Below are 24,707 nucleotides of genomic sequence, written 5' to 3'. Positions count from 1 at the left end.
CAGCCTGCAAATTATAAAAGCCCTATCAAGTGGCGACAACCACGGAGGGCCTATCTGATCGCGAAACCCGCTGCGGCCTGGGCCAACCCGAAGAGAAATCCAGGCAGGAGGCCCACCAGCAGAAGCGCCACGGCCAAACCGCCACCTAGGATACCCCTCAAGGATTTGAGCGCCAGCGGCGTAGCCTCTCCGGGTTCCACTGTGTATGCGTGCCTGACCATGTTGAGATAATAGTAGATGGCGATTGCCGTGTTCAGCACGGCCACCACCACCAGCCAATCATGCCCCTTGCCCCAGAGCGAACCCAGCAGGAAAAACTTCCCCACGAACCCGGCCGTGGGAGGCAACCCCACCAGGGAAAAGGCCGCCGCGAGAAGAACAAAGGCCAGGCCCGGCGACCGTTTGTACAGGCCGTCCAGACTCGCAAGAGTCGGATTGGATCCGTCCGCGCCTATCCGGCAGACCACGAAAAAGGCCGCAAGATTCATTAGCAGATAGCACACCCCGTAAAACGCGGCCGACGCAAGCCCCTCGGGTCCGGCCGCCACCAGGCCCATCACGGCGTAGCCGGCATGGGACACGCTGGAAAAGCCGAGCAGACGCTTCAAATCCTTCTGAGCCAGGGCTGAGAGATTTCCCGCGGTCATGGATAGCGCGGCCAGCACAGCAAGGGCTGAACCGGTCTGAGAGTTCATGCCCAGTTCGCCCACAAGGCGAACGAGCACCGCCACCGCGCCAAGCTTGGGCAGGGTGGAAACGAACGCTGCTGTCTCGTTGCCAACGCCCTGATAGACGTCAGGGCACCAGAAATGAAACGGGAACAGGGCCAGTTTGAAGAGAAACCCGCACAGATAGAGCGCAAGCCCCAGCACCGCCAGCGGAGACTGGGCCACGCTCCAGGGCTTGGCCGCAAGCTGCGGCAGATAGGTGGTGTGCTGCGAGGCCATGATGAGCGACAGACCGTACAGAGATAGTGCCGTGACCATGGCCCCGTAAAGGATGTACTTCACAGCGGCTTCTGCCGCTGGACGGCTCTCGGCGCGCAGGGGGGCCACGGCGTAAAGGCTCAAGGAGGCCAGTTCCAGGGCCAGGTACATGGTGGTCAGTTCCTTGGCCGAAGCCAAGAGCATGAGCCCGAGGGAGGAGATGGCCAGGAGCATGAAGTAATCGGGCCGTTTCCCTTCCTCCACGTCCACGGGCCTTGGCCCGATGGCCGTGACCACCGCGAATCCGAAGGCTATGGCCAGCTTGAAAAACTGCGAGAGGGAATCCACCGCGTAACAATCCCAGAACAGGCTGCCCCGCGCGTCAAGGCTCGCGGCGGCCAGAACAGTCACTGCGGCGGCCAGCCAGACTGAAAGACCGCCCAGGCGTTTCAAGGACTCAAACCCCAGGCCTTGCAGAAAGAACACCAGGGCCAGCGCGGCCATACCGATTTCGGGAGCCAGCAGCCGGGGGATCATCGGGCCACCTCCGCCAGACGTGTAGTAGGCGTTTCGTTTACTTGCGACCCTGTCTTCGCTGTTACCGTTCCGGGCTTGCCACTGAGGGTTGCAGAAGAAGAAACCGCAACCGGGCCGGTAGTGAGAGTGGCCGTTCCGGCATGTTTGTTCACCCCTACCAGAAGCCTCTCAAGCGAGGGCTCCACGGCCTTCAAGGCCAGGCCGGGTGCAAAACCAATATACAGCACCAGCACAGCCAGCGGGGTCAGGGCAGTCCATTCTCTCACGTTCAAATCCGCCCAGCCTTTGGCTGTGGTTGGCGAACCCCAGGCCATACTCCGGGTGGCACGCAGCATGTAGGCCGCTGCCAGCATGGCTCCGGGAACGGAAAGAAACGCCGCCCACAAGTTGGCGGAGAAGGCCCCGGTCAGCACCAAAAGTTCCCCCACGAAGCTGTTGGTGCCCGGGAATGCCAGGGAAGACAGGGCGAAAAGACCCCACATACCCATGAACGCGGGCAGATACTTGCCCATGCCCAGGTGATCCGCCATTTCCCGGCTGTGGCTGCGTTCGTAGGCAGCGCCAAGCATCATGAAGAGCGCACCCGTGGTGATGCCGTGGTTGAGCATTTGCAAAAGCGCCCCTGAGAGCCCCTGCATGTTGAACATGAAGATCCCCAGAGTCACGAAGCCCATGTGCCCTACCGACGAGTAGGCCACCATGCGCTTGAGATCGGTCTGCCCGAGCGCCGTAAGCCCGCCGTAAAGGATCGAGGCCACGGACAGGGCGATCATGAGCGGGGCAAAAAAATGGCTGGCCTCGGGGGTGAGCCCCAGACAGAAGCGCATGAATCCGTAGGTGCCCATTTTCAGAAGAACCGCCGCCAGGATGACGCTGCCAGCGCTCGGAGCCTGGACGTGGGCTGCCGGAAGCCAGGTGTGGAAGGGGAACATGGGCACCTTGATGGCGAACGCCAGGGCCATGGCCAGAAACGTCCAACGCTGGAAGGCCACCGGGAAATCCCTGCCGAGAAGTTCAGGAATGGCGAAGCTGCCGCCCATGGCCCGAAACGCGATGATGGCCACGAGCAAAAGCGTGCTGCCGGCCAGGGTGTACAGGAAGAACTTGAGCGAGGCGTAGCGCCTCTCCGGCCCGCCCCACACAGCGATCAACAGGAACATGGGGACCAGCATGGCCTCCCAGAATACATAGAAGAGCACCAGATCAAGCGCCGAGAAAACACCCACGCAGGCTGCGGTCATAACCAGGAGGCAGATGTGGAATTCCTTCACACGGGCCTTGATGTAGGTCCAGGAGCACAACACGCACAGAGGCAAGAGAAGTGTGGAGAGAAGCACCATGAAAAGGCTCAGCCCGTCCAGACCCAGATAGTAGTTCATGCCCCACTGCGGCACCCAGGGTTTTAGCTCAACGAACTGAAAACCCGGCAGCGAAGGCGCGAAGCTGTACAGCGGAATGCTCAAGAGAACTTCCAATACGCCCACCGCAAGTGTCACGGACCGGACCGCACTGTCTCGCCGAAGAATAAGGAGCACAAGAATCGCTGCCACAGGCAGAACCATGAGGCTCGTCAGGAAGGGGAATCCGCTGTGAGCGGTCATGAACTCTCCTCGCCAATCATGCGCGCATGCTGGCGCCGACGTTTAGTGTGAAAGCCGAGGCGCTCTTGGCGGCCAACGGTCCGATTCCATCTCTTAAGATGCACCATGCCTCCTAGGCCACAATCCATATAATGGCGAAGACCAGCACCGCGATCACGGCCGAGGCGGTCAGGTACGTCTGCAGACGCCCGGTCTGGGCCGAGGCGGTCACGCTTCCAAGATGCGCCGTGGCATAGGCCGCGCCATCCACCATGGTGTCTATGCCCTTGCGGTCGAACACGGCCGCGCCCCGGGCCTGGAGCATGAGTCCGCGAAGCCCGCCGGTGCGGTAGACCTCGCTCCAGAAGCCGTCCACAAAGGCCAGCGGAGTGGATACCAAAGCGTAGAATACCCGCCCGACGGCCCGATAGATGAGGTCGAAGTCGGCCAGACGCCCGGCCGCGGGAGCCAAGATCGGCCTTGCCAGCATGAACGCCAGCCCGGCGAACCCGGTCAGCATGAGCGACTGGAGCACGCTCCAGCCCGAATAGGCGTGAAAGTCCACGGGATAGGGCAAAAGCGCGTACACCGCGCCCGGATACACGCCCACTCCAAGGCAGAGCGCTGCCCCGGCAAGCATGGCCGCCTTGGGAGCCCAAGGGATGAAGACCGCCTCATCCGGCGAAGAACTCCCGGCGGGTTTGGCAAAGAAGAGGAGGTAGGGCAGGCGCACGCCCACCCCGAGAATCGCGGCCAGGGCACCAAGCTCCAGGGCCAGGCCCAGCCATTGGGAATATTCGAAGGCCGCGGTGATGGTCATGGATTTGGTGGTGAACCCCGAGAAGAGTGGCAGCCCCGAGGTGCTGGCCGCGGCAGCCAAATAGCACACGGCCACCAACGGCATGCTCCTGCCCAATCCGCCCAGGCGGTCCAGGCGGCAGGTTCCCAGAGTTGTGAGCACCACTCCGGCGGTCATGAACATGAGCCCCTTGTAGACCACGTGGGCAAAGGCGTGGGCAAAGGCTCCATTGATAGCCAGCTCCGTGCCAACTCCCACTCCCGCCACCATGAAGCCAACCTGGGCGATGGTCTGGTAGGCCAGGGCGCGCCTGGCGTCGTTCTCCACCAGGGCGAATACGCCTGCGTAGAGGGTCATGGCAGCCCCTAAAGGGGCCAGGATCTCAAGCCCGGCGAACCCTCGGGCCAGCACGTACACCGCCGTCTTGGTGGTGAAGGCGCACAGATACACCGCGCCCATGGCCGAGGCCTCCGGGTAGGCGTCGGACAGCCAGGCATGCAACGGCACCACGGCCGCGTTCACCGCGAAGCCGCCCAGGATCAGCCAGTCGTAATAGGCCAAGCTCGAGACGTCGAAGTGGCCGAAGTCGAAGCTCCCTGTGGCCTTGGCCCGAAGGATGAGCCCGAAGAGCAGCAGGACCCCGCCGAAAATATGGAACAGGAAATACCTGTAGCCCGCCCCGATGGCCTCTGGCGTGCGCCGAAGCCATATGAGCAGGGTTGAGCCCAGTGTGGTTATCTCCCAGAAGATGAACAGGGTGATGAAGTCACCCGCAAAGAGGCACCCGAAGGCGCCGCCCACATGCAGGGCCGCAGCCGCTGGTTCGCCGGGCGTCTTGGCCGTGAACGAATAGACCGCAGCCAACAGGGACTGGATGGCGAACACCCACACGAAAACCAGGCACAGCCTGTCCACCCGCGCTAAAGTCAGCGGCATTCCAAGCCACGTCGCCTGAGTAAAGACCAGCGGTCCCTGCAGGGACGCGGCAGTGAGCGCCGCGGCAGTGGCCAGGGCCAAAACAGGCGCGAAAAGCGTAAGCAGCCTCCAGCCCGGGAAGCGGCCAAGCAAGGGCAGCACCGCTGCCAGAATGATGAACCCGTACGCCGGATTCAAGAAGGTGACGGATTCAGGGCTCATCCGTTGGCCTCCTTGCAGTGCGGCAGGTGCAGGAAGATGTGGGCAATATAGATGCTAGCGGTCATCGCCGCCCTCCTCCTTTTTGCGCAGAAGAGGCGCCAGGATGCCCCCGCCGGCAATCACCAGTGCGTAACCGCCGATCAGGCCAAAGCCAGCCCAGAACCAGGGCAGGGTTTCGGCCGCGAAGTGCGGATGCGCCGGAGCCATGAAAAGATTCAGGACAAGAAGAACGGCCAAGAACAAAAAGAATGCGCGTGTGGCAGTGTGAGTCAACATTTTGTGCCTCCGGCAGACAGAGAGGACGCCGCCCTCTCTGCACTCTCCCGCCAGGGAACTTCGTTCCCTGGACCCATTTTCGTTTTGAGGGTTTTGCGAAGAGGCATGTCAGAATCCTCCAAAAGCGTTCACAAACCGCAGGAAGGTTTCCGGAAACAACCCGAGATAGATGGAAATGAGCGCGGTAAGAGACAACGGCACCACCATGGTCAGGGGGGCCTCGCCGCCGTGGTGTTCCCCTCCTTCAGGTGCGGGCTTGAAAAAGGCCCGGTAGACAACCGGAGTAAAGTAGGCTGCGTTCAGTATTGTAGAGGCGCCAAGGGCCAGCAGAATGATGAGCCGGTCCGCCTGGAGCGCTCCGCCAGCCAGAAGCCACTTGGTGGCGAACCCGCACGACGGCGGCACCCCGATCATGGACAGGCTGGCCAAGGCGAAGGCCGCGAAGGTGAACGGCATTTTCCGCCCAAGCCCGTCCATGAGGCTAATCTTCTTGGTGTGCGCCGCCACGTAGATGGCTCCGGCAGCGAAAAAGAGCGTGATTTTGGAAAAGGCATGGTGCGCTATGTGGGCCAGCCCCCCGGACACGGCCATGGGTGTGAGCAAGGCCACACCCAGAATGACGTACGAGAGCTGGCTTACAGTGGAATAAGCCAGCCTGGCCTTGAGGTCGTCCTTGGTCAGCGCGATCACCGATGCGGCCACGATGGTGAAGGCAGCCAATGAGGCCGTGGTCAGCCCCAGGCCCAGACGGTCCAGGAGTTCCACCCCGAAACCAGAGAGCATCACCCGGCTCAAGGAAAACACCCCGGCCTTGACCACGGCCACGGCGTGCAGCAGGGCCGAAACCGGCGTGGGGGCCACCATGGCCCCGGGCAGCCAGTTGTGCAGGGGCATGATGGCCGCCTTGGCCAGGCCGAACAGGTAGAGAAAGTAGGTCACCGAAACCAGCACCGGGTTTGCATCCGCCGGGAACATGCCGTGGACCATGTCGGTCAGGTTGAACTCCAGGGTCCCGGCCAGCACGTAGGTGAGCACCATGGCCGGCAGCAGGAACAGCTTGGAAGAGCCCATCAGGTACACCATGTACTTGCGCGCCCCGGCAAAACCCTCCTCGTCCTGATGGTGGGCCACCAGCGGATAGGTGAAGATGGTGATGAGCTCATAGAACAGGTAGAGGGTGAACACGTTGGCCGAGAAGGCCACTCCCACTGCCCCGAAGATGGCCACGGCAAAGCAGAAGAAGTAACGGGTCTGGGCGTGCTCGTTGAGCGTTCGCATGTAGCCGATGTTGTAGCTGGTGGCGAACATCCAGAGGAAACAGGCCACCAGGGCGAAGATGAGCGAGAGCCCGTCCGCGCAGAAAGTCACTGTCACTCCGGGCACCAGAGTGAACATCCGCCACATCCAAACCTTGCCCGCAAGCACCGCCGGGGCCAGGGAAACTACTGACGCGAACGCCAAGAGCCCGGCTACGAAGCTCACTCCCTCGCGCAGATTGGGCCGAGCCCCGGCCCGCCAGATGAGAAGCGGGGCGAGCATGGTCACGGCAAGGGGCAGAAGGAGCCTCGGACTTTCGATGATGTCTGCCATTGCTACCCCTTGAGTTCCGATGGCGTGACGCTTGAGGCGCTGCCGAAACGTTTGCGCACAACGTACACGATGGCCAGCACCAGAGTGGACTCAGCTGCGGCCAATCCCATTATGAAAAGAGCGGTAGCTTGCGACAGTTCACCTGGCATAGGTGTGAGCTGGCCCGCGGCAACAACGGCCAGGCCCGCGCCGTTTAACATGAGCTCCACACTTATGAGCATGCCCACCAGGCTGGCCCGGGAAAAGAGCCCGAAAAGCCCCACGGCCAGAAGTCCGAAAGCGACCATTTGATACAGGGCCAATGCGCTCACCGTTCTTTCCTCCTCTCGAAGGCAAGAAGCACGGCGCCAGCCATGGCCGCGAACAGCACCACCGAGATCACCTCGAAACCAAGCACATACGGTCCCAGAAACACCTGCCCGAGTTCGGCCGGGGATATCTCACCAGCTGTTTCCGAAATGGCAGGACCGTGGCGCAGGCAGGCTGCGGCCAGAAGCCCGGCCGTGCCCAATCCCGTTGCGCCGGACCACATGAGTTTGCGGATGTCGCGCGGCCCGGCCTCTTCATCCTCGGACTGGGCCCTGGTGAGCATGATGGCGAAGAAGATGAGCACCACCACCGCGCCCACGTAGATAAGAATCTGCATGAGCGCCACGAACGGCGCGGCGATGAGCACATAGAGCGCCGCAACGCCCATGAGCGATATGGTCAGGCCAAGCAGCGCCCGCACGAGGCTTTTGGCCGTGACCGCCCAGACCGCTCCACCAAGAGTGATGACCGCGTAAAGGGCGAAAGACGCTTGGACCACAAGTTCTTTCACTGCTCACTCCCCCTTGATTCCGGCCTGCTTGCGCAGCCTGGCCAGAAGGTCGATCTCGAATGTGGACCGGCCGGGTCCGGCAAAATACACGTTGGAAGAAAAACGCAGGGATCCGGCCGGGCAATTCTGGGCGCAAAGCCCGCACAGGCTGCACGTATGATATGTGAGATGATATCCCAGGAGTTTTCTGGCCACCGGAGCCTGGCTTGGGGGGGCGACCCTGAATTTGGGCGTGGGCATGAGCATTTCCGTGCCCACCTGGGAGGGATAACATATGCCGGAATCCGCCGGAGGATCCTCTGCCTCCACGCGGATGCAGTTCGAGGGACACAGCTCGGCACACAGGCCGCACCCCACACACCGGGCCACTGCCGGATCCTCGTCAGAGGCGACCAGTTCCACATGGCCGCGGTACGTGGCCAGGGTGTCCACTTCCTGCCTGGGATAGTGGACCGTCTCCTGCGGCATGAAAAAATTCGTACCCGTGACCCGGAGCCCCACGAACATGCTTTTTAAATCGCGCAGGGCTCCACCAACGGCTGTTATAAACCCCATCATCTCCTCCACCGCTTAAAGGAAACGGGAGTCCAGAGGGCGCAGCCCTTTGGCCGCCGGAGGCTTCTCCCCCGGTTGATTACGCCAAGCCCATCAAACCTTCGCATCACGCCCCTCCCCACAATTTCACGAAGAACGCCGTGAGCACGAGGTTCACCAGGGCCAGGGGCATGAGCCAGCGCCAATTGAGGTTCAGAAGCTGGTCGAAACGCACGCGCGGATACGTCCAGCGCATGAAGATGATGAGCGCCACCAGGGCGTACATCTTGGCCAAAAACCACCACGGCCCGGGCAGAACCGGCCCCTGGGAGCCCCCCAGGAACAGCACCGTGGCCACGCAGCTCACCACCAGCATGTTGGCGTACTCGGCCAGAAAGATGATGCCGTTGCCCATGCCGGAATACTCGGTGTGCACCCCTGCCGTGAGTTCGGATTCGGCCTCGGGCAGGTCGAACGGAGCGCGGTTGGTCTCGGCCACCGCGCACACGAAGTAGATGAAGAAGGCCAGCGGCTGCACGAACACGTTCCACTGCCAGGGCCACCCTCCCTGGTGGGCCACCACGGCGCGCAGGTCGAGGCTGCCGGTCATGAGTGCCACGGCCAGCACCGCAAGCAAGAGTGGAATCTCGTAGGCCACGGCCTGGGACACGGCCCTGGCCGCTCCTAGAAGTGACCATTTGTTGTTGGAGGCCCATCCGGCCAGGCACAGCGCCAGCACGTTGAACCCGGCGAAGGAGAGGATGAGCACCAGCCCAAGATTGGTCCCAAGCCCCCAGAGATTCTCCCCGAATGGCACGGCGATGAACATGAGCGGTACGGGCATGAAGGCCATGAGCGGAGCGGCCCAGAAGAGCAGCGCGTCGGCTCCGGCCGGGGTAGCCAACTGTTTTCCCACCAGCTTGCCCGCATCCGCCAGGGCCTGCAGAAGACCGTGGGGGCCAACCTCGTAGGGTCCTGGCCGGCGCTGCACATGGCCCGCCACCTTGCGTTCCACATAGAGAAGCAGCATGCCGTTGCCCGCGATGAAGGCCATGAGCGCCAAAAGAGCCACCAACAGGCGGATCAGCTCGCCGGAAATGGCGTCCATGTTCATCTGTCAATCTCCGGGATGACAAGGTCCAGGCTGCCGAGAATGGCCACCGCGTCGGACAAAAGCGTTCCTTCGGCCAGTTCGGGGAACAGGCTCAAGTTTGAGAAGCTGGGGGACCTGAGCTTCACCCGGTAGGGAATCTCGGATCCGTCGCTGGCCAGATAGATGCCGATCTTGCCCCTGGCTCCCTCGACTGCGAAGTAAGACTCGCCCGCCGGAGGCTTCCATTTGCCGCGCGGGGCGTCCGGCAGCATAAAATGGCCTTCAGGCAGGCCGTCCAGGGCTTGCCGAATTATGGCAAGGGATGTCTCGATCTCGTCCATCCGGACCTGGTAGCGGGCCAAGCTGTCCCCCTCGGAATACGTCGGGATGGGGAATTCGAAGCGGTTGTATACACCATATGGTTCCGCCCGACGCACGTCGTAGGCGATGCCCGAGCCGCGCAGCACCGGCCCTGTGGCTCCGTAGCGCCTGGCCATCATCTCGTCGATGACGCCCACGTCCTTCAAGCGCCCGCGCAGAATGGCGTTGTCCGTCACCAGGTCGCGGTACATCTCAAGACGCCCGGGCATCCTGTCCAGGAATTCACGGGTGCGGCTGGCGAAGCCCGGGCTTATGTCCGCCACCACCCCGCCGAAGCGGAAAGCGGCGTAGGTCAGTCGCGAGCCGGTGATCTCCTGGAGGATGTCCATGACGATCTCGCGGTCCTCGAAGGCGTACATGATGGGGGTGACCGCGCCCAAATCGAGGAGATAGGCCCCCCACCACAACAGATGGGAGTTTATGCGGTTGAGTTCCGTGGTGATGACCCGGATGTATTCGGCTCGCTCAGGAACCTCTATTTCGGCAAGACGCTCCACCGCCCCGGCCCAGGCCCAGTTCCAGGCCAGGGCGTGCAGGTAGTCGACCCGGCCCATGTTGGGGAAGAACTGGAGGTAGGCCCTGTTCTGCCCCATGGCCTCGTGCATGCGGTGGATGTAGCCCAGTACCGGCTCGGCCCTGAGCACGTATTCGCCGTCCATTTCCAGAAGAACGCGCAGGACCCCATGGGTGGAAGGATGCTGGGGTCCCATGTTGAGTATGAGCGATTCTTCCCGGGCCTCCAGGGCAAAGGTCTGGGCGTAGGAGTCGCCTTCAAGGCCCCGGCAGGGATCGCCGGCGATCATGCGGGTCATGAGGTCTCGCCTCCGGTCTGCCCGCCCGGCTCACCTGTGCCGCAGATGGACATGAGCTCTTCGGCCAGGGCATGCCCCTTGGCCGGCCCCACCCACTCGCCGTGCGGCCACAGCTGGTTGGTGGAGATGCGAGCCTGCTCGGGCTTAAGCAGTGGAGGCCGCTCGATCGATTCGTCCAGCAGGAGCGGCATGGTGTTCGCCGCGCCCGTGAAGTTGATGCCGAAAAAGTCGCGGGTTTCTCGTTCGTGCCACCCTGCACCAGGATAAATCCCCTCGATGGAGGGGCACTCCGGATTGTCGCGGGGCAGCATAACCCGAAGCACCACCCGGCCGGGCCTGGACCAGTGGGCGAAATGATAGAGAACGGCCAACCCCTCGGCCACATCCAACCCGCAGATGTCTTCGAGAAACCAGTCTTGGCAGAGAAGGCGCTCGGCCACGAGGCGAATGTCTTCTGGAGCTATGGTCAGGGCGGCATCCCTGCCCGATTCTCCCTGCGGCAGGGCCAGCCCCAGGCGCGAAGTAAGTTCAGGCATGCGAGGCTCCCGGTTGACTGCCAAAGCGGTGGGGCAACGAGTGGGGAGAACTCTGAAGAGGCCTGAAATCACACCGTGCCAAGCCACACGGCATCCTGTGAACGGGCATGCTCATACTTCCTCCACCAAAGCCGGGACAGGCCAGAAGCGCTTGCCAGTCAGCTTTTTCTGCAGCTGGAAGATCCCTTCCATCAGCGCTTCGGGCCTGGGCGGGCAACCGGGCACGTACACGTCCACAGGCACCAGCCTGTCCACTCCCTCCACCACGAAATACTGTTCAGGGTACTTGAATGGTCCGCCGGAGATTGCACAGTTGCCCATGGCCAGGACGAATTTCGGGGCTGGCATCTGCTCATACAGAGTGACCAGGGCCGGAGCCATCTTCTTGGTCACGGTTCCGGCCACGATCATCAGGTCGGACTGCCTGGGGGAAGGCCGAAAAACCTCGGCCCCGAAGCGGGAGAGGTCGAAACGCGGCATGGTGACGGCCATCATCTCGATGGCGCAGCAAGCCAGCCCGAACGTCATGGGCCACAAGGACATGGCCCGGCAGAGGTCGAACACCTGGGCCGGCAGCTTGAAGTCCAGCCGCGGAGGCAGAACTTCATCCGATCTGGGTACTACCTGATGCGCCTTGGCCACGTGAACACCCCTTTTCTCTGAAAATACGCCATTGCCAAGCCCAGTACGCCCACAAAGACAACCACGGCCACGAAGGGCTCCCATCCTTTACTCTGGGGATAGGTCGCGGCCACCGGGAACAGATAGAGCACGTCCACGTCAAAGGAGAGAAATATGAGCGCGTAGAGCGAATAGTTGATTCCGAAACGGGTCCAGGCCTGTCCGCGGGGCACCATACCGCACTCGTAGGGCGCCGCGAACGCGCCACCCCGGGTACGCGGGGCAAAGAGATAGGATGCTGCCAGCGGACCGGCGGCAAATGCGACTCCGGCGGCCAGGCACGCAAAGACCGCCACGTTGAGCCAGCTAAAGACCATTGTTCCCTCGCCTGTTGGAGTTGAACATGGGGTAAGTCTGATTTGAATTACTCTCTGCTTGAAACCGAATTATTCGTCAAGAAAAACAAGCTACTGTGCATTTTTTCCCAATCTGGAACGTTTCTAGTCGGAATAGAACACGCCGGGATAATTTGCCCTTTCCAAGAACTATCCTATCGAAAGCCTGCGACCTATTGACATCATCTATCGATATTCGACTGACCTGCCAGACCCCTCGCTCAGCCGAAAACATGCCCGAACCCCACACAAGACCTGGGACAATTCGTTCGCATTCACCGCCTCCCCCCCTGGGTGCCGCCAGCCCTCTTCGGGCTAAGATACCCCGACGTGAGCCTCAATGTGTAACCGCAGGCACCATTTCCTGCGACTATCCATCATGACAACTCAGACAACCATGTATCATGAGGCTTCCAAGATGGAGCGTGCGCTTCTTATCGCGGCGGAAGTTCTGGCCTACGCGTTCGTGCTCTGTGTTCTTTTCATGGCATTTGTAGAAAACTTCTAGCCGCCCTTTCTTGTCCAGCCAGTGTCTCTAGCTCTCGAGCGAGTGGATACTCGCGGGCTTCATTCTTGTTCTCGCTTCCCTGCCTTCACAATGACCCCATCATCCAGCGCAGCTGTTTCCGGGAGAATTTGGGCCTCCCCATCAGCTCGCCCCTGCTTCAGAAAAGATGCAGGAAAAAAGCCACGCATCATGGATGAACCGGCTGATACCTTCGTACTTTATGGAAACAGGAGGTGGCATCCCATGAAAGACGACATGCAGCTCGAAGCCATGCGCGCGGAGATTATCGCATACTACCACGGGGAGAGCGCCCGTTTGGAGAGGCAATCAATGGAACTGTATCGCCTGGCCGGGCAATGCAGGGTTTGGGCGGAAAACATACACTGTTTGCCGGAGGCAGGGGTGGAGTACGTATACGGGGTTGTGGAGAAGGCCAAAGCCGACCAGGCCGAGAGTATGGCCTCGCAGTTACTCTCCTTTGTAAAAGCCGAGGCGGCCAGACAACAGTAATAACAGGCTCAGACCCTGTCCATACTGCCAGTGCTCACGTTTGGCTCCAGGGGAAACACCAGGAGTGACTTCTCCTCGCGTGGAGAAAGGAGCACCAATTGCGGGCGTCAACCCCAGGCTTTCAGTGCATCCACCAGTTCATCCACGCTGCGGACGATCTTCTCGCAGCTCCCGTGCACCATGGCGTTGACCAATGCCCCAGGCACATCCCCAGCCCGGCGGAAATCCGTCCTGATGCCGACCACGGGAATTCCCTTGCAGTGCGCCAGCCCGATCTCCCAGGCCGTGCCGTCGTCGACCTGGGCGCCATCGAGCAGGGCTACCATCAGGTCGCACTGAAGCAGCGCATCCCGGCAAACCTCCATCACCATGCGCGAGGCGTCGTCTCCCCAGGTCATGATTTCGGCCTGGTCGAACAACTCGTAGGGCCAGACGACCTCATGTCCTGTTTCCGCCTCGATGCGCGCCTTGGTGGCACGGTGCCACGCCTGTTTGGCTTCGTTGAAAAGGGGGCCAGCCAGATAGATCGTTGACATCATGTCCTCGCAATGTCCGGTCACGCCTGGAGAGCGCAGATTAAATGATGGAACGATGGGTACCGTCAGGAACAAAAGGAAAAGTGGCGGAGGGAGAGGGATTCGAACCCCCGGACGGGTTCCCCCGCCAGTGGTTTTCAAGACCACCGCCTTAAACCGCTCGGCCATCCCTCCGCGTGGGCAATTCGTCTACACGCCATGCGCCCCGTGGGCAAGCGGTGAAGAATACGTCCCAAGCCCCAGGGATGCGAGCTCCGCTTTCTGGCCTTCCGTTAGAGTATGGTAGATAAGCCCAAGGCCCGGCACTTCCCGCCTTTTTCCCCAAGGAACACACCAGCTCACTTGCGCTGGAATCGGAGTTTGGTCGCTGAAGTCACTGAACACGAGATTGATCCGCGATCCCGGCTCCCTACAGGTTGCGGTATAGACAAAACAACCTTTCATGGAGATGCTTCGCGTTACGGTCTTCTCCCAGTCTTCCTTCCCAGGCTCACCAAGACCCAAAAGCACCGGAAGAGCGACCTTCACCCGCTCGGCGCCTTTGAGCGCGTGGGCCGAGTAGTGCCCGCACTGACCGTGAATGAACCGCTGAAGTGCTTCACCCGTCCGGTAGGCTTGCCCCCCGGAAATGCCGTCGATGCGGCCCGAGTGCGGATCATGGCGGAGCCTCATGATGGGGATGACGTTCTCAAGGCGGACAAGCATCCGTTTGTCGAAGGATTTGTCTCTCAAGAGGGTCGGCAGATCGAACAGAATTCCCTGAAGATCGCGGGAAGCCAATGCTTCCAGGCCGCCACGAGGTGAATCGAAGACGACGGCTTCGGCCCCGAGCCTCCTCAAGGCATCAACATACGCCTCTCTGGCGGGGCCTGCGCATGCGACAAGTGCCACCCGGATGCTCATGGAGTTACTTGCCTCTCTGGGGAATCGAAACAGCTACTTCCGGCGCGGACGTCCCCTCTGTTCGATAAGAACCTTGGCCCTCTGAGTGAGCTGCGTGATTTCCGGCTTGGTGATCTGGTCGTCCGCTCCCACCGAGACCCCTTTGTGATAGAGCTTGTCGTTGATGAGCGAGGAAAAGAGGATCACCGGTATATCCCTCAGTACGGGGTCATCCTTGATGCGCTTGCAGAGATTATGGCCGTCCATTGCCGGCATCTCAATGTCTGAAACCACCAGGTTTACGATCTCCAGGACATCGCGCCCCTCATCCGCGGCTTGCTGCTTGATTGCGAGCAGACGTTCCCAGGCCTTCTGGCCGTTAATGTCCTGTTCCACCAGGTAGCCGTCGCGCAGAAGCGTGTTGACTATAAGTTTGCGTATGGACCCGGAATCGTCCACCACCAGAGCACGGTAGGTGAGATCCTCGGAGGATTCGACCCTGGCCTCGCTTTCCGGGTCCTCGCGCATTGCCAGGCTGGGGTTTAAGTCCCAAATAATTTTTTCCATATCCAGGAGCAGCACGATTCTATCGTCGAATTTAACCACCCCGGTGAAGCTGTTCGAGGAGAAGCTGGCCACATAGCCGCTGGGGGGCTCCACCTGTTCCCAACTCAGACGGTGGATTCGCGTGACTCCCGATACCAAAAACGCGTTGGTCGTATTGTTGAATTCACTGACAATCACTTTCGGGGCATCGTTTTGCACCAAGGTTTTGTCCAGCCAGACCGAAAGATCGATGAGCGGAATAATGCGAGAACGGAGGTTGAAGGTCCCCTTCACAGCAAAATGAGGCGTGTTGGGCATTTCGGTCACCTTGGGCTTGCGGATGATCTCAAGCACCTTGGCAACGTTCACCCCAAAATAGCTACGATAGGGTGAACCGTCTTCCCCCTCCTCGTCGATATAGAATTCGACTATCTCAAGTTCGTTGGTCCCGGATTCGAGTAGGATGTTGGTTTGGCTCATGAAGCCCTCTGGTCAATTAGGAACGAGGTGCTGAAACGATTGGTACGCAAACTTGGCCAGTACACAACCGGATGGGTTACTCTGGTGAAGTTGTCAAGTTTTTCCTCTGTCATCTCAGCATGCTTTACACAGCCTCCGCCCTGGACTAGAACCCCCAAACGCCGCTAGCCGGCTTTACCCCCGAGGCCGACCGTTGAATCTACCCGTGACCGCATACGTACTCCTCTGGTTTCCGCTTTCCTCGGAGACCTTCATCTTCCGCGAAGTCCAATCCCTTCGACGCCAGGGACTGCATGTCCTGGTGTATAGCCTGTATGGCAAGAAGCTCAAGAACTGCTCCCCGGAGATGTTCGACTTCTCATACGGAGTGCGGCGCATGGGGCTTTACGCTCTGCCACTTATTTTTCGCGACATCCTTTACTGGAACAAGCGTTCACCCGGATGCTTCATGGCCCTGGCAAAGGAAGTGCTGCTCAGGCGCTGGTGCAGCCTCGAGGTCACCGGTGAGAGTTGGTGGGCCTTTTTCGCGGGCTTCAGACTTGCCAGGCTTTTAGAGCGCGACAACGTCAAGCACGTTCACGCCCCTTGGGCCGGAGGACCGGCAACCGCCGCCTGGGTGGCCTCCCGTCTCACTAACATCTCATTCTCAATGGCAGGGCGCGCCGGCGACATCTACCCTCCGGATGGCGCCCTGACGGAAAAAATCCGCGACAGCCTCTTCGTGCGGGTCAATAACCAGGCTAATGTGGACTATCTGTCCGCTCAGGCTCCCAGCCATGCCTCCAAAATTCACTTGGTGTACAACAGCCTCACCCTGCGGGAAAACGGCGAAAGCAACGTGGAAATGGCCCCTCCCGTCAAGCTCCTGGCAGTGGGCCGGTTCGCCCGGACCAAAGGGTTCGACGTGCTCATCCGGGCCTGCAAGGTCATGAAGGACCGAGGCTTTGCGTTCAAACTCACCCTGGTAGGTTCGGGATTTCAAGGCCCCATGCTCAAAAGCCTGCGCAAGGCCCAAGGAGTGGAGGACTGTGTGGACATGCCAGGCTTTCTCTCCCACGACCAGCTCACCTACCTGCTCAAGACCCACGACATGATCGTGGTGCCGAGCGTGGTGCACTCCTCCGGCGACCGTGACGGCATCCCCAATGTTATCATGGAAGCCCTCTCCCACCGGCTTCCGGTGGTCGCCACCGACGTGTGCGGCATCACCGAGGTAGTGCGGCATGGTGAAACCGGACTCATCGCGCCGCAGAAAGATCCCGCAGCCCTGGCCGAGGCCATCATGGACATGGCATCGGACAGGGAGCGCGCACTGGAGATGGCTTCCAAGGGACGCGAGCTGGTGCTTACGATGTTCGACCCCCAAACCAACGCCCGCAGCCTTTTCGAACTCTTCAAGCGCCACCTTCCCGACGCGCCCGGAGAAAAGGGCTAGCATATGTGCGGCATCGCGGGATTCGTCCAGGCTTCAGGCGAACCCCTACCCGCAGAGGCTTCCCACTGGCTCGGGACCATGACCGGCTGCATGGCCCACCGCGGCCCAGACGGCCAGGGCCTTCTCGTGGACGGCCCCGTGGCCTTGGGGCATCGCCGCCTCTCCATCATCGACCTTTCCACCGGCGGCCAGCCCATGGAACACCATTCCGGGCGCCTGGCCGTCACCTTCAATGGCGAAATATACAACTTCCTGGAAATAAAGGCTGCTCTCGAAGCCAAGGGGCACTCTTTCCGCACCCACTCGGACACGGAAATCATCCTGGCCGGATGGCTTGAGTGGGGGCCCGCATGTCTGGAGCGCTTCGAGGGCATGTTCGCCTTCGCTCTCTGGGACCGCTCCACACGCACCCTCTTCTGCGCCAGGGACCGCTTCGGCAAGAAGCCTTTTTTCTACACACTGCAAAACGGCATGTTCGCCTTTGCCTCGGAACTCTCCGCCCTGGCGAAGCTTCCCGGGCTCGGCCTCAGCGTTGACCCAAGGACCCTGGCAAGGTTTTTGGCCTACGAATATGTGCCAACCCCGGATTCCATCTACCGGGAAGTACGCAAGCTTCCCCCGTCGCAGTACCTGCTCTTCAAGGATGGCTCCCTCACCCTAGGGCGCTACTGGGACCTGCCGGCTCCTGAACCGACCAGGGCCACCGAACAGGAATTATGCGAGGAACTCGACCGCCTGCTCACCCAGGCCGTGAAACGCCGCCTGATCTCTGACGTGCCGCTTGGCGTGTTTCTTTCCGGCGGCATCGACTCCTCCATCGTGGCCGGGCTCATGGCCAGGCTCGCCCCGCGCATCAAGACTTTTTCCATCGGTTTCAGGGAAGCCAGCTACGACGAATCCCGCTTCGCCCGGCTGGTGGCCGAGCGCTGGGGAACCGACCATCACGAGCACATCCTCAATGCCGAGGACTGCGCCGACCTTCTACCCGAGATCGTCACCCGTTTCGACGAGCCCATGGCCGATCCGTCCATCGCCCCCACCTTTCTTCTCTCCAAAGTGACCAGGGAAAAAGTCACCGTGGCCTTGGGCGGCGACGGCGCGGACGAACTTTTCGCCGGATACGAGCACTTCATCGGCTTGAAGGCCGCGGGATGGTACAACTACCTGCCAGCCTTGCTCCGCAAGGGCGTGGTTGATCCGGTGTGTGCCAGGCTCCCGGCTTCGGACGGCTACGTGAACCTGCGCCTGGGAGCGGCCACCTTTCTGGCCGGGGCTCGCCAGCCCGGCTGGCTTCGCGTCCAGACGTGGCTTACAGCCCTGCATCCCGAGCTTCAGGAAAAGCTGTGGCTCAATCCGGACCATGAATTTCTTTCACGCGAAAACCTCTTCGCCTCCACCCGCCAGGCTTTCGATAACTCCACCGCCAAAACGGACATGGAGCGCGCCTTCCACGCCTACGCCCGGCAGTTTCTCCTGGACTACATCCTGGTCAAGGTGGATCGCTGCACCATGATGCACTCGCTGGAGGCCAGGGCTCCCTTCCTGGACCGGGACTTTGCCGAATTCGCCTCCCGCCTGCCTGTTTCGTTCAAGCTGCGGGGGCTCACGCGAAAGTACCTGCTCAAAAAAGCCATGGCGGATGTTTTGCCCAAGGAAATTCTCACCAGAAACAAACGGGGATTCCTGATTCCCGTGGCCAGGTGGCTGCGCGACAAGCTCAAGCCCATGGTTGAGGATCTCTTGGGTGAATCCCACCTCCGCCAGCAGGGACTCTTCGATCCGAAAACCGTACGGATGCTCATTGAGGAGCATGATTCCGGCAAGATGGACAGGCGCAAAGAGTTGTGGACGCTTCTGGTGCTCCAGCTGTGGCTTAAGCACAATAATCCGCGCATTGGGTAGGAGTGGCCTCCGAGAACCTGCGGGATGACACCACCTGACCTCTATACCATAGAGGCGGAACGACAACGGACACACAATGGCACGAATACTCTACGGCGTTCACGGCTCCCAGCATGGCCATGCCATCCGTGCCCTCACCCTGGCTAGGCGCTTTTCCGAGCACGAGTTCCTGTTCGTGACCAGCGAGGAGGCCGCTGGAATCCTGCGCCGGGACTTCCAGGTGGAAACCGCCCTCAATCCCGGTACCCGCTACAAGAACTACGCCCTGGATCTTCCGGCCACAGTGAAACTGGCCGCAAGAACTTTCTGGCACCGGGGGCGGGAACTTGCTCGCATCGGCCAGGTTATCGAGCGCTTCCAGCCGGACGTGTGTATCTCTGATTACGAGTATTTCGTACCCATCGCCGCCAGACGCGCAGGGGTCCCCTGCCTCTCCCTGGACCATCAGCACGTCATTACCCTGTGCGACCACACCCTCCCGCAATCCACCTGGTGGGACATGACTTCCACCTCGTTCTCGGTGGACAATCTGTTCTCAAATTCCAGCGACCACCTGATAATATCTTTCTATCAACCCCGGCTGAAGCCTGGGCCGAGGCGGCAAATCTCCGCTCCCATCCACCGGGACAAGGTGTTCGAACACGAACCAAGCATAGGCGACCATATTCTGGTCTACCAGAGCTGCTCCATCTGCGACAACTTCGTTCCACTTCTGAAAACTCTCGGCAGGCCCGTCATCATCTACGGGTACGGGAAGAACGAAACGGATGGAAACCTCACCTTCAAGACCTTCAGCGAGGATGGCCTGCTTAGCGACATGGCCTCCTCAAGTTTTGTGATCTGCGGAGGCGGGCACACCCTCATGAGCGAGGCCCTCTACTACGGCAAACCCATCATCTCCCTGCCTGTGAAGGGCGCTTTCGAGCAATGGCTCAACGCCCATTACCTCCAGAAACTTGGCTACGGCCTGCACCTGGACATGCACCACTTGGACGAAGCCGCGGTGGCCGGTTTCGAAACGAAAGTGGAGGATTGCCGGGAGCGCGTTCGGGCCGTGGATTTCAGAGGCAACGAATTCGCCTTCTCAACGGTTGCGAGTTTCATTCGTGACAAGCGCCTTCAGGACGTTGCCAACAACGGGCTTGTGCGGTAAATTTTTTTGGATTTATCAACGTTGTTTCAAAGCCAAACCAGAAGACGGACAGCCATGAATCCCAAACGCCCCCTTACGCCCGAGGTTTATTACCGCCTCCCCTGGAACCTGGCCGACAACTCCATCACTTGGCTCGAACCGACCACCAAGTGCAACCTCTACTGCGAGGGATGCTACCGTGAGAACGACCCCGACGGCCACAGGCCGCTCGAGGACGTGATCCGGGAATTGGAGACCGTGCGGAACCTGCGCCGCACGGACGGCATCTCCATCGCCGGTGGCGAGCCCCTCATCTACCCTCACATCGTGGAGCTGGTGCGCTACGTAGCAGCCCAGGGCTGGAAGCCCATCATCAATTCCAACGGACATGCCCTTACTCCCGCTCTGGTGCGAGACCTGACCGCGGCCGGCTTGGTGGGCTTCACCATGCATGTCGACTCGCACCAGAAACGTCCTGGCTCTATCGGCAAGACCGAGAAAGAGCTCTGTGAACTGCGCCTCACCCTGGCCAACATGATCCACGAGAACAGCGGCGGCAAAGTGGCCTGCGCTTTCAACGCCACCATCTATCGCGACACCCTGGACCAGATCCCCATGCTCGTGCGCTGGGCCCAGGATCACATCGACCGTGTGCAGACCATGGTCTTCATCCTGTTCCGCTCAGTCAAAGCCCAGGCCGGTTTCGACTGCCACGCCGGCGGCAAGCCCGTGGACGTCGGCCAGTTGGTTTACCAGCTGGACCACATGGAGACCCACAAGGACATCCTGGCCCAGGACGTGGCCGACAAAATTCGCGAGATCGACCCGGAATTCGAGCCCTGCGCCTTTTTGAACGGCACCGAGGACCCGCGCTCCATGAAGTGGCTGCTCACCCTCAAAGTGGGCGACAAGAACCGCACCCTGGGCTACCTCGGCCCCAAGTTCGCGGAACTCGTCCAGAGCATCCACCACCTGATATGGGGAACCTACCTGGCCTACACCAGACCCTGGCTCACCAACACTGCCCAGGCTCTCTTCCCCCTGGCCCTTTTCAGCAAGAGCATACGCAAGATATTCTGGAAGTGGTTGCAGAACCCCTCCAAATGGACCGACTGCCTGCACATCCAGTCCATCATGATCATCCAGCCCTGCGACCTGTTCGAGGACGGCCGACAGAACATGTGCGACGGCTGCCCCGACGCCATCCTCCACAAGGGCAGGATGGTCTGGAGTTGCCGCGTGGACGAGCTGGAAAAATATGGCACATTCATAAGCTGCACCCCGCGCGGCGGGTGTTGCGGAGCAGCCAAGGCAGCCGCGCCTGCCAACCTTCCCGCCGAGGCGTGCGCCACTCTGCCTGCGACGAAGCCTGCCGCTGCGGTTGCTGTGAAGGAAAAGGCCGCTGTTCCGGCCGTGAAACCAGACGCAGCCTCTGCTTCCACGACACCACGTTCTGTAGCCAAACCAGCCGAGGCAAAAACCAAAACCAAGAAGCCGAAGCCTTCAAAGGCGAAAGGCAAAAAGTAATAGCAGTACCTGGGGCGGGCCTTGAGCCCGCCCCAAACAGGTTCACCATGGAAAAAGCCCGCGCAGCATGACCGTCTCCCCCAACACCCAGCAGGCGGGCGCAGCCTCTCACGGCATCATCGGCAAGTTCCTGCACCTGGCTTCGGCCCAGACCATCCGGGACATCCTGCACACCTGCTTCTTCATCTATCTGGCCCGAATGGACCAGAGCCATTACGGCGAATTCCAATTGGCCTTCAACACGGCCATGATCGTGCTTTTCCTGGGCGAGTTCGGCCTGAATCAGCCCCTGGTGTCTTCACTGTCCAAGAAATTCGGCCACAAGGGCGACATTCTGGTCCAGTACACCCTGATCAAGGGCATCATCTTGCTGATCGGGTGGTTCGGGGTGTGGATGTTCGTTCTGCAACAGCGCTATACCGGCGGTCTTACCAACCTGATCCAGGTTATCACCGCCGGAGTCGGCCTCGAGGCTCTGGCCAGCAGCTTTTTTGTGGCCTGCCGCGTCCAGGGGCGCCAGGACCTGGAGGCGCGAATAAAGTCGGTGGGTGCCATCGTCGGATACGGCTGGGCGCTCGGGACTTTGGCTCTGGGCTTCCAACCCCACTGGATCGCTCTTTTCAAGCTCATAGAAAACGGAATCAACCTGATCGGGGGAGCCTGGTTCACCATCAGCAAAACAGATGTCCAGAGCTTGACGCTAAAAAGCAACGCCCTGGCCCGCACCTGGAACACGGCCAAGGGGGGCGTGGTCTTCGTGTTCATGGCCTTCTTCTCAATCCTCTACAATAAAGCCAATCTCTTCTTTTTGCAGAAGTTCTCCGGTCCTCACGCCGTGGCGCAGTATTCGGCCACCTGGGAAGTGGTGGACGCGGTACAGATCCCCATTTCCAGTCTGCTCATGAAGAGTGTGCTTTTTCCCTTGTTCGTTGGCCTGTGGCGCCAGGACAAGAATGAATTCGACAGGCTCAAAGACAACTCGGTGAAGTGGCTCTTCGGAGCCTCCATTCCGGTTATGTTCTTTCTTTTCGTTGAGTCGGACAGGATTATCGGGCTCATCTACGGCGCAAGCTACGTGGACGCCATGTGGCTGCAGAAATGGCTCGTGCCGTCAGTGATGTTCAGCTTCATCCACAACCTGGCGGCCTACCTCATGATGAGTCAGCACCGCCAATACGCCCTGTTCTGGATTTACGGTGCGGGACTGGCCTTCAACATCCTCTTGTGCGCCCTGCTCATTCCCAACAATCCGCTCCTGGGCGCCGGGCTCTCCATCGTCATCACCAAGGGCACCGTGGCCTGCTGCACCACCTTTTATTGTCAGCGGAGCATGAAGCTCATCAAATGGCGGGCGGTGCGTCCCGTGCTGGTGGCCGCGCTCATAGGAGCGGGGCTGTACCTGGGGCTTGGGCTTTTTGGGATTCGCGAGGTCGCCGAAACTGGAGGCATAGCACCGTTCGTGGTACTGGGATGGACATGGTGGAAGGATATGAAGGCCCAGGCCAGAGTGCGGGAGCAGGCGTTTTAGCGCGCCCCTTCTGCCATAGCCTTGACCACCAATGTGTGGAACGGCCTAATCAAAAGAAAGTAGAATGGCCCGCGCCAGTTCTTGTAGCGAACGAAGGTCATAACCCGGTGCCGGTAACCACCCTGCCCAGTTCTTTCACAAACAATCGCCAGCAGGGCGAACAGATGGACGTCATCCGCAGCACCGGCCCAGTATCTGCCGTCCTCGGCCGCCACCACCCGAAATACCAAAAGCGACTCACCAAGTACGAAAGGGATATCTCCCGGTGTTATCAGCCGGTCTGCCTGCAGTGAATGTTTGATGCCAAGAGCCAGGGCCAGCGGTTTTCGCAAAAGAAACAGCGCTCTCAGCCAGCCCGGTCGATACATAAAGAAATCCGCCAGAAAATGGCGGATTTCTTTGCCGCTCTCCACGGCGAAATGATCGACGTAATCGTATTTCCCGGCTGCTCCCAAAATCTCTGCCGGAAGCGTGAGGCCGGGAGGGATCCCGGTCACTGCCTGATGACCTCCACCACCCGGCCTCCCCAGGTCACTTTGTAGGCGATGCCGCGCCAGCTCATGGTGAACGTGGTCCAGGTGCGAAGGTAGCACCAGACGGTCATCAAGGGGGAAGCGAAAAAACCTTTCATCCAGTCCCAGACCCCAACGGGCTTTGGGGAAAGGGTGCGGAAAAACATCCCCACCACAGCAAAGGCCGCAGCGTAGCATGTCGCGGCTCCAAGCCACCAGGGATCGACCGATCCGAAAAGAACTCCCAGACTTCCCAGCACAGCCAACAGCGGAGGCACAATGAAAAGACCAACCACCAGCAGCGAGCCTAGCCACATCTCCGGGGTGCAGAATTTCAGATAGAGCAGTTGCCTGGTAAGCCAGTCCTGCCAGTGTGCAAAGGAGACTTTCTTAAGTGGCGTGTCCAGGCAGGCCTCGGCCACGGGCCAAGTCCTTATGCCGCGCTTGGCCAAAAGGGGCCCAAGGGAGAAGTCATCCACGATGTTCTTTTCCCACACTTCGGCCACACCGTATTCCTCGAAGGCCTCACGGGAAACGGACATGGCCCCGCCCCAGGGCTGGGTGATGGCCCGGATGGGCTGGAGGCAGTGCAGGAACAGGCAGACGTTTAACATCCCCAGTGTGGGAACGGCCCCATCCAAGGGGACTATACGATGGAAACCGCTGGAGATTGATGCCTGGCCCAAGGCGATGGGCTCCACCAAAAGTCTTGCCAGGTCGGGACGGGCCACGTGGGTGGAGTCGCAGAAGATGTAGATGTCGGCCCAGTCACGCACCGTGGCCAAGCCTGCCAGCAGGCTATGGTTCTTTTGGCCGCAGGCGTCAGCGGAACCGCTCAAGAGGTGCGTGGCGTCCTCACGGCCTTCTATGAGGCCGCGGGCGACCACCGTGGCGGTGTCGGCCTCGTCGTGGGTCACCAACACATAGCGAATGTTGGGATAATCCTGGGCAAGCAGGCTTTCCAGTCCCAGACGCACGGCGGGAGAGTCCCCGGTTATGGGGATGATCATTGCCGCGCGGGGTTCTTTCGCCAGACGGACCGGCCCAGAATAGAAACGCTTGAGACCGGCGAGCACATGCCTGCGCCCGGCCCAGAAGAGAGCCATGAGCAGCGCGATTTCGCCAAGCGCTGACAGAACGAACAGTGTCTTCAATGAATTACCTCAATCCCT

Annotated in this window: 24 protein-coding genes and 1 tRNA gene; 6 read left to right on the top strand and 19 right to left on the bottom strand. The window is 60.5% G+C overall.

Annotation, left to right across the window (positions count from 1 at the left end):
• Positions 1-50: 50 nt before the first annotated feature.
• The 13 genes from HY795_18875 to HY795_18815 all read right to left on the bottom strand — a co-directional run bounded on the left by HY795_18875 (position 51) and on the right by HY795_18815 (position 12,019).
• The gene (locus tag HY795_18875; protein MBI4807283.1) at positions 51-1,463 is read right to left on the bottom strand and encodes an NADH-quinone oxidoreductase subunit N; all 1,413 of its coding nucleotides are present in this window, start codon (positions 1,461-1,463) and stop codon (positions 51-53) included.
• The gene (locus HY795_18870; GenBank protein MBI4807282.1) at positions 1,460-3,064 is read right to left on the bottom strand and encodes an NADH-quinone oxidoreductase subunit M; all 1,605 of its coding nucleotides are present in this window, start codon (positions 3,062-3,064) and stop codon (positions 1,460-1,462) included. The genes HY795_18875 and HY795_18870 overlap by 4 nt, the downstream gene beginning before the upstream one ends.
• Positions 3,065-3,176: 112 nt before the next feature.
• Positions 3,177-4,979 carry a Na(+)/H(+) antiporter subunit D gene (locus tag HY795_18865; GenBank protein ID MBI4807281.1) on the bottom strand — a complete coding sequence of 601 codons (1,803 nt, stop codon included), beginning with the start codon at positions 4,977-4,979 and terminating at the stop codon, positions 3,177-3,179.
• Positions 4,980-5,033: 54 nt separating this feature from the next.
• Complete coding sequence (locus tag HY795_18860) at positions 5,034-5,255, bottom strand: hypothetical protein (GenBank protein MBI4807280.1); 222 nt, start codon at positions 5,253-5,255, stop codon at positions 5,034-5,036.
• Positions 5,256-5,363: 108 nt separating this feature from the next.
• On the bottom strand, positions 5,364-6,845 hold the full coding sequence (locus HY795_18855) for a monovalent cation/H+ antiporter subunit D family protein (GenBank protein MBI4807279.1): 1,482 nt from the start codon (positions 6,843-6,845) through the stop codon (positions 5,364-5,366).
• A 2-nt stretch (positions 6,846-6,847) separates the two neighbouring features.
• The gene (locus tag HY795_18850) at positions 6,848-7,156 is read right to left on the bottom strand and encodes an NADH-quinone oxidoreductase subunit K (protein ID MBI4807278.1); all 309 of its coding nucleotides are present in this window, start codon (positions 7,154-7,156) and stop codon (positions 6,848-6,850) included.
• The gene (locus HY795_18845) at positions 7,153-7,665 is read right to left on the bottom strand and encodes an NADH-quinone oxidoreductase subunit J (protein MBI4807277.1); all 513 of its coding nucleotides are present in this window, start codon (positions 7,663-7,665) and stop codon (positions 7,153-7,155) included. Before HY795_18845 ends, HY795_18850 begins: the two co-directional genes overlap by 4 nt.
• Before the next feature lie 3 nt (positions 7,666-7,668).
• Positions 7,669-8,220 (bottom strand): 4Fe-4S binding protein, encoded by a 552-nt coding sequence (locus HY795_18840; GenBank protein MBI4807276.1) that lies wholly within the window; start codon positions 8,218-8,220, stop codon positions 7,669-7,671.
• Between the two features lie 106 nt (positions 8,221-8,326).
• Positions 8,327-9,313: an NADH-quinone oxidoreductase subunit NuoH gene (gene nuoH / locus HY795_18835; GenBank protein ID MBI4807275.1), complete on the bottom strand. Its 987-nt coding sequence runs from the start codon at positions 9,311-9,313 to the stop codon at positions 8,327-8,329.
• Complete coding sequence (locus HY795_18830) at positions 9,310-10,476, bottom strand: NADH-quinone oxidoreductase subunit D (GenBank protein ID MBI4807274.1); 1,167 nt, start codon at positions 10,474-10,476, stop codon at positions 9,310-9,312. Before HY795_18830 ends, nuoH begins: the two co-directional genes overlap by 4 nt.
• A 5-nt stretch (positions 10,477-10,481) precedes the next feature.
• Positions 10,482-11,021 carry an NADH-quinone oxidoreductase subunit C gene (locus HY795_18825; protein ID MBI4807273.1) on the bottom strand — a complete coding sequence of 180 codons (540 nt, stop codon included), beginning with the start codon at positions 11,019-11,021 and terminating at the stop codon, positions 10,482-10,484.
• A 111-nt stretch (positions 11,022-11,132) separates the two neighbouring features.
• Positions 11,133-11,747 (bottom strand): NADH-quinone oxidoreductase subunit NuoB, encoded by a 615-nt coding sequence (gene nuoB / locus HY795_18820; GenBank protein MBI4807272.1) that lies wholly within the window; start codon positions 11,745-11,747, stop codon positions 11,133-11,135.
• Positions 11,642-12,019 (bottom strand): NADH-quinone oxidoreductase subunit A, encoded by a 378-nt coding sequence (locus tag HY795_18815; GenBank protein ID MBI4807271.1) that lies wholly within the window; start codon positions 12,017-12,019, stop codon positions 11,642-11,644. Before HY795_18815 ends, nuoB begins: the two co-directional genes overlap by 106 nt.
• Positions 12,020-12,788: 769 nt before the next feature.
• Here HY795_18815 and HY795_18810 point away from each other — a divergent pair.
• Entirely contained in the window at positions 12,789-13,055 is a 267-nt protein-coding gene (locus HY795_18810) for a hypothetical protein (protein MBI4807270.1), read from the top strand.
• Positions 13,056-13,162: 107 nt separating this feature from the next.
• Here HY795_18810 and HY795_18805 read toward each other — a convergent pair whose 3' ends face one another.
• From HY795_18805 to HY795_18790, 4 genes are all read right to left on the bottom strand, one after another.
• Positions 13,163-13,591, bottom strand: a complete 429-nt coding sequence (locus HY795_18805) for a nucleoside 2-deoxyribosyltransferase (GenBank protein ID MBI4807269.1) — start codon at positions 13,589-13,591, stop codon at positions 13,163-13,165.
• 84 nt (positions 13,592-13,675) lie between these two features.
• Positions 13,676-13,765 (bottom strand) — tRNA-Ser (locus HY795_18800).
• 15 nt (positions 13,766-13,780) lie between these two features.
• Positions 13,781-14,494, bottom strand: a complete 714-nt coding sequence (locus HY795_18795; protein ID MBI4807268.1) for a PilZ domain-containing protein — start codon at positions 14,492-14,494, stop codon at positions 13,781-13,783.
• Between the two features lie 33 nt (positions 14,495-14,527).
• Complete coding sequence (locus HY795_18790) at positions 14,528-15,499, bottom strand: chemotaxis protein CheV (protein MBI4807267.1); 972 nt, start codon at positions 15,497-15,499, stop codon at positions 14,528-14,530.
• Positions 15,500-15,692: 193 nt separating this feature from the next.
• Between HY795_18790 and HY795_18785 the strand changes: the two genes are divergently transcribed.
• The 5 genes from HY795_18785 (at position 15,693) to HY795_18765 (ending at position 23,023) form a co-directional block, all read left to right on the top strand.
• The gene (locus HY795_18785; GenBank protein MBI4807266.1) at positions 15,693-16,934 is read left to right on the top strand and encodes a glycosyltransferase family 4 protein; all 1,242 of its coding nucleotides are present in this window, start codon (positions 15,693-15,695) and stop codon (positions 16,932-16,934) included.
• A gap of 3 nt (positions 16,935-16,937) precedes the next feature.
• Positions 16,938-18,836, top strand: a complete 1,899-nt coding sequence (asnB, locus tag HY795_18780) for an asparagine synthase (glutamine-hydrolyzing) (protein MBI4807265.1) — start codon at positions 16,938-16,940, stop codon at positions 18,834-18,836.
• A gap of 76 nt (positions 18,837-18,912) precedes the next feature.
• Positions 18,913-19,989 (top strand): hypothetical protein, encoded by a 1,077-nt coding sequence (locus tag HY795_18775; GenBank protein MBI4807264.1) that lies wholly within the window; start codon positions 18,913-18,915, stop codon positions 19,987-19,989.
• A 54-nt stretch (positions 19,990-20,043) separates the two neighbouring features.
• On the top strand, positions 20,044-21,495 hold the full coding sequence (locus HY795_18770) for a radical SAM protein (GenBank protein ID MBI4807263.1): 1,452 nt from the start codon (positions 20,044-20,046) through the stop codon (positions 21,493-21,495).
• Between the two features lie 67 nt (positions 21,496-21,562).
• On the top strand, positions 21,563-23,023 hold the full coding sequence (locus HY795_18765) for an oligosaccharide flippase family protein (GenBank protein MBI4807262.1): 1,461 nt from the start codon (positions 21,563-21,565) through the stop codon (positions 23,021-23,023).
• Here HY795_18765 and HY795_18760 read toward each other — a convergent pair.
• Together HY795_18760 and HY795_18755 are read right to left on the bottom strand one after the other, a co-directional pair.
• On the bottom strand, positions 23,020-23,520 hold the full coding sequence (locus tag HY795_18760) for a DUF2867 domain-containing protein (protein ID MBI4807261.1): 501 nt from the start codon (positions 23,518-23,520) through the stop codon (positions 23,020-23,022). The two genes, HY795_18765 and HY795_18760, sit on opposite strands and share 4 nt — an antisense overlap.
• Entirely contained in the window at positions 23,517-24,641 is a 1,125-nt protein-coding gene (locus HY795_18755) for a glycosyltransferase (GenBank protein MBI4807260.1), read from the bottom strand. Before HY795_18755 ends, HY795_18760 begins: the two co-directional genes overlap by 4 nt.
• Positions 24,642-24,707 lie beyond the last annotated feature (66 nt).

Origin of the sequence: Desulfovibrio sp., from assembly GCA_016208105.1 — a bacterium.
In the GTDB taxonomy this organism is placed as follows: Bacteria; Desulfobacterota; Desulfovibrionia; order Desulfovibrionales; family Desulfovibrionaceae; genus Fundidesulfovibrio.
The sequence above is the reverse complement of the archived record's forward strand: the minus strand, read 5'-3'. Positions and strand labels throughout refer to the sequence as shown.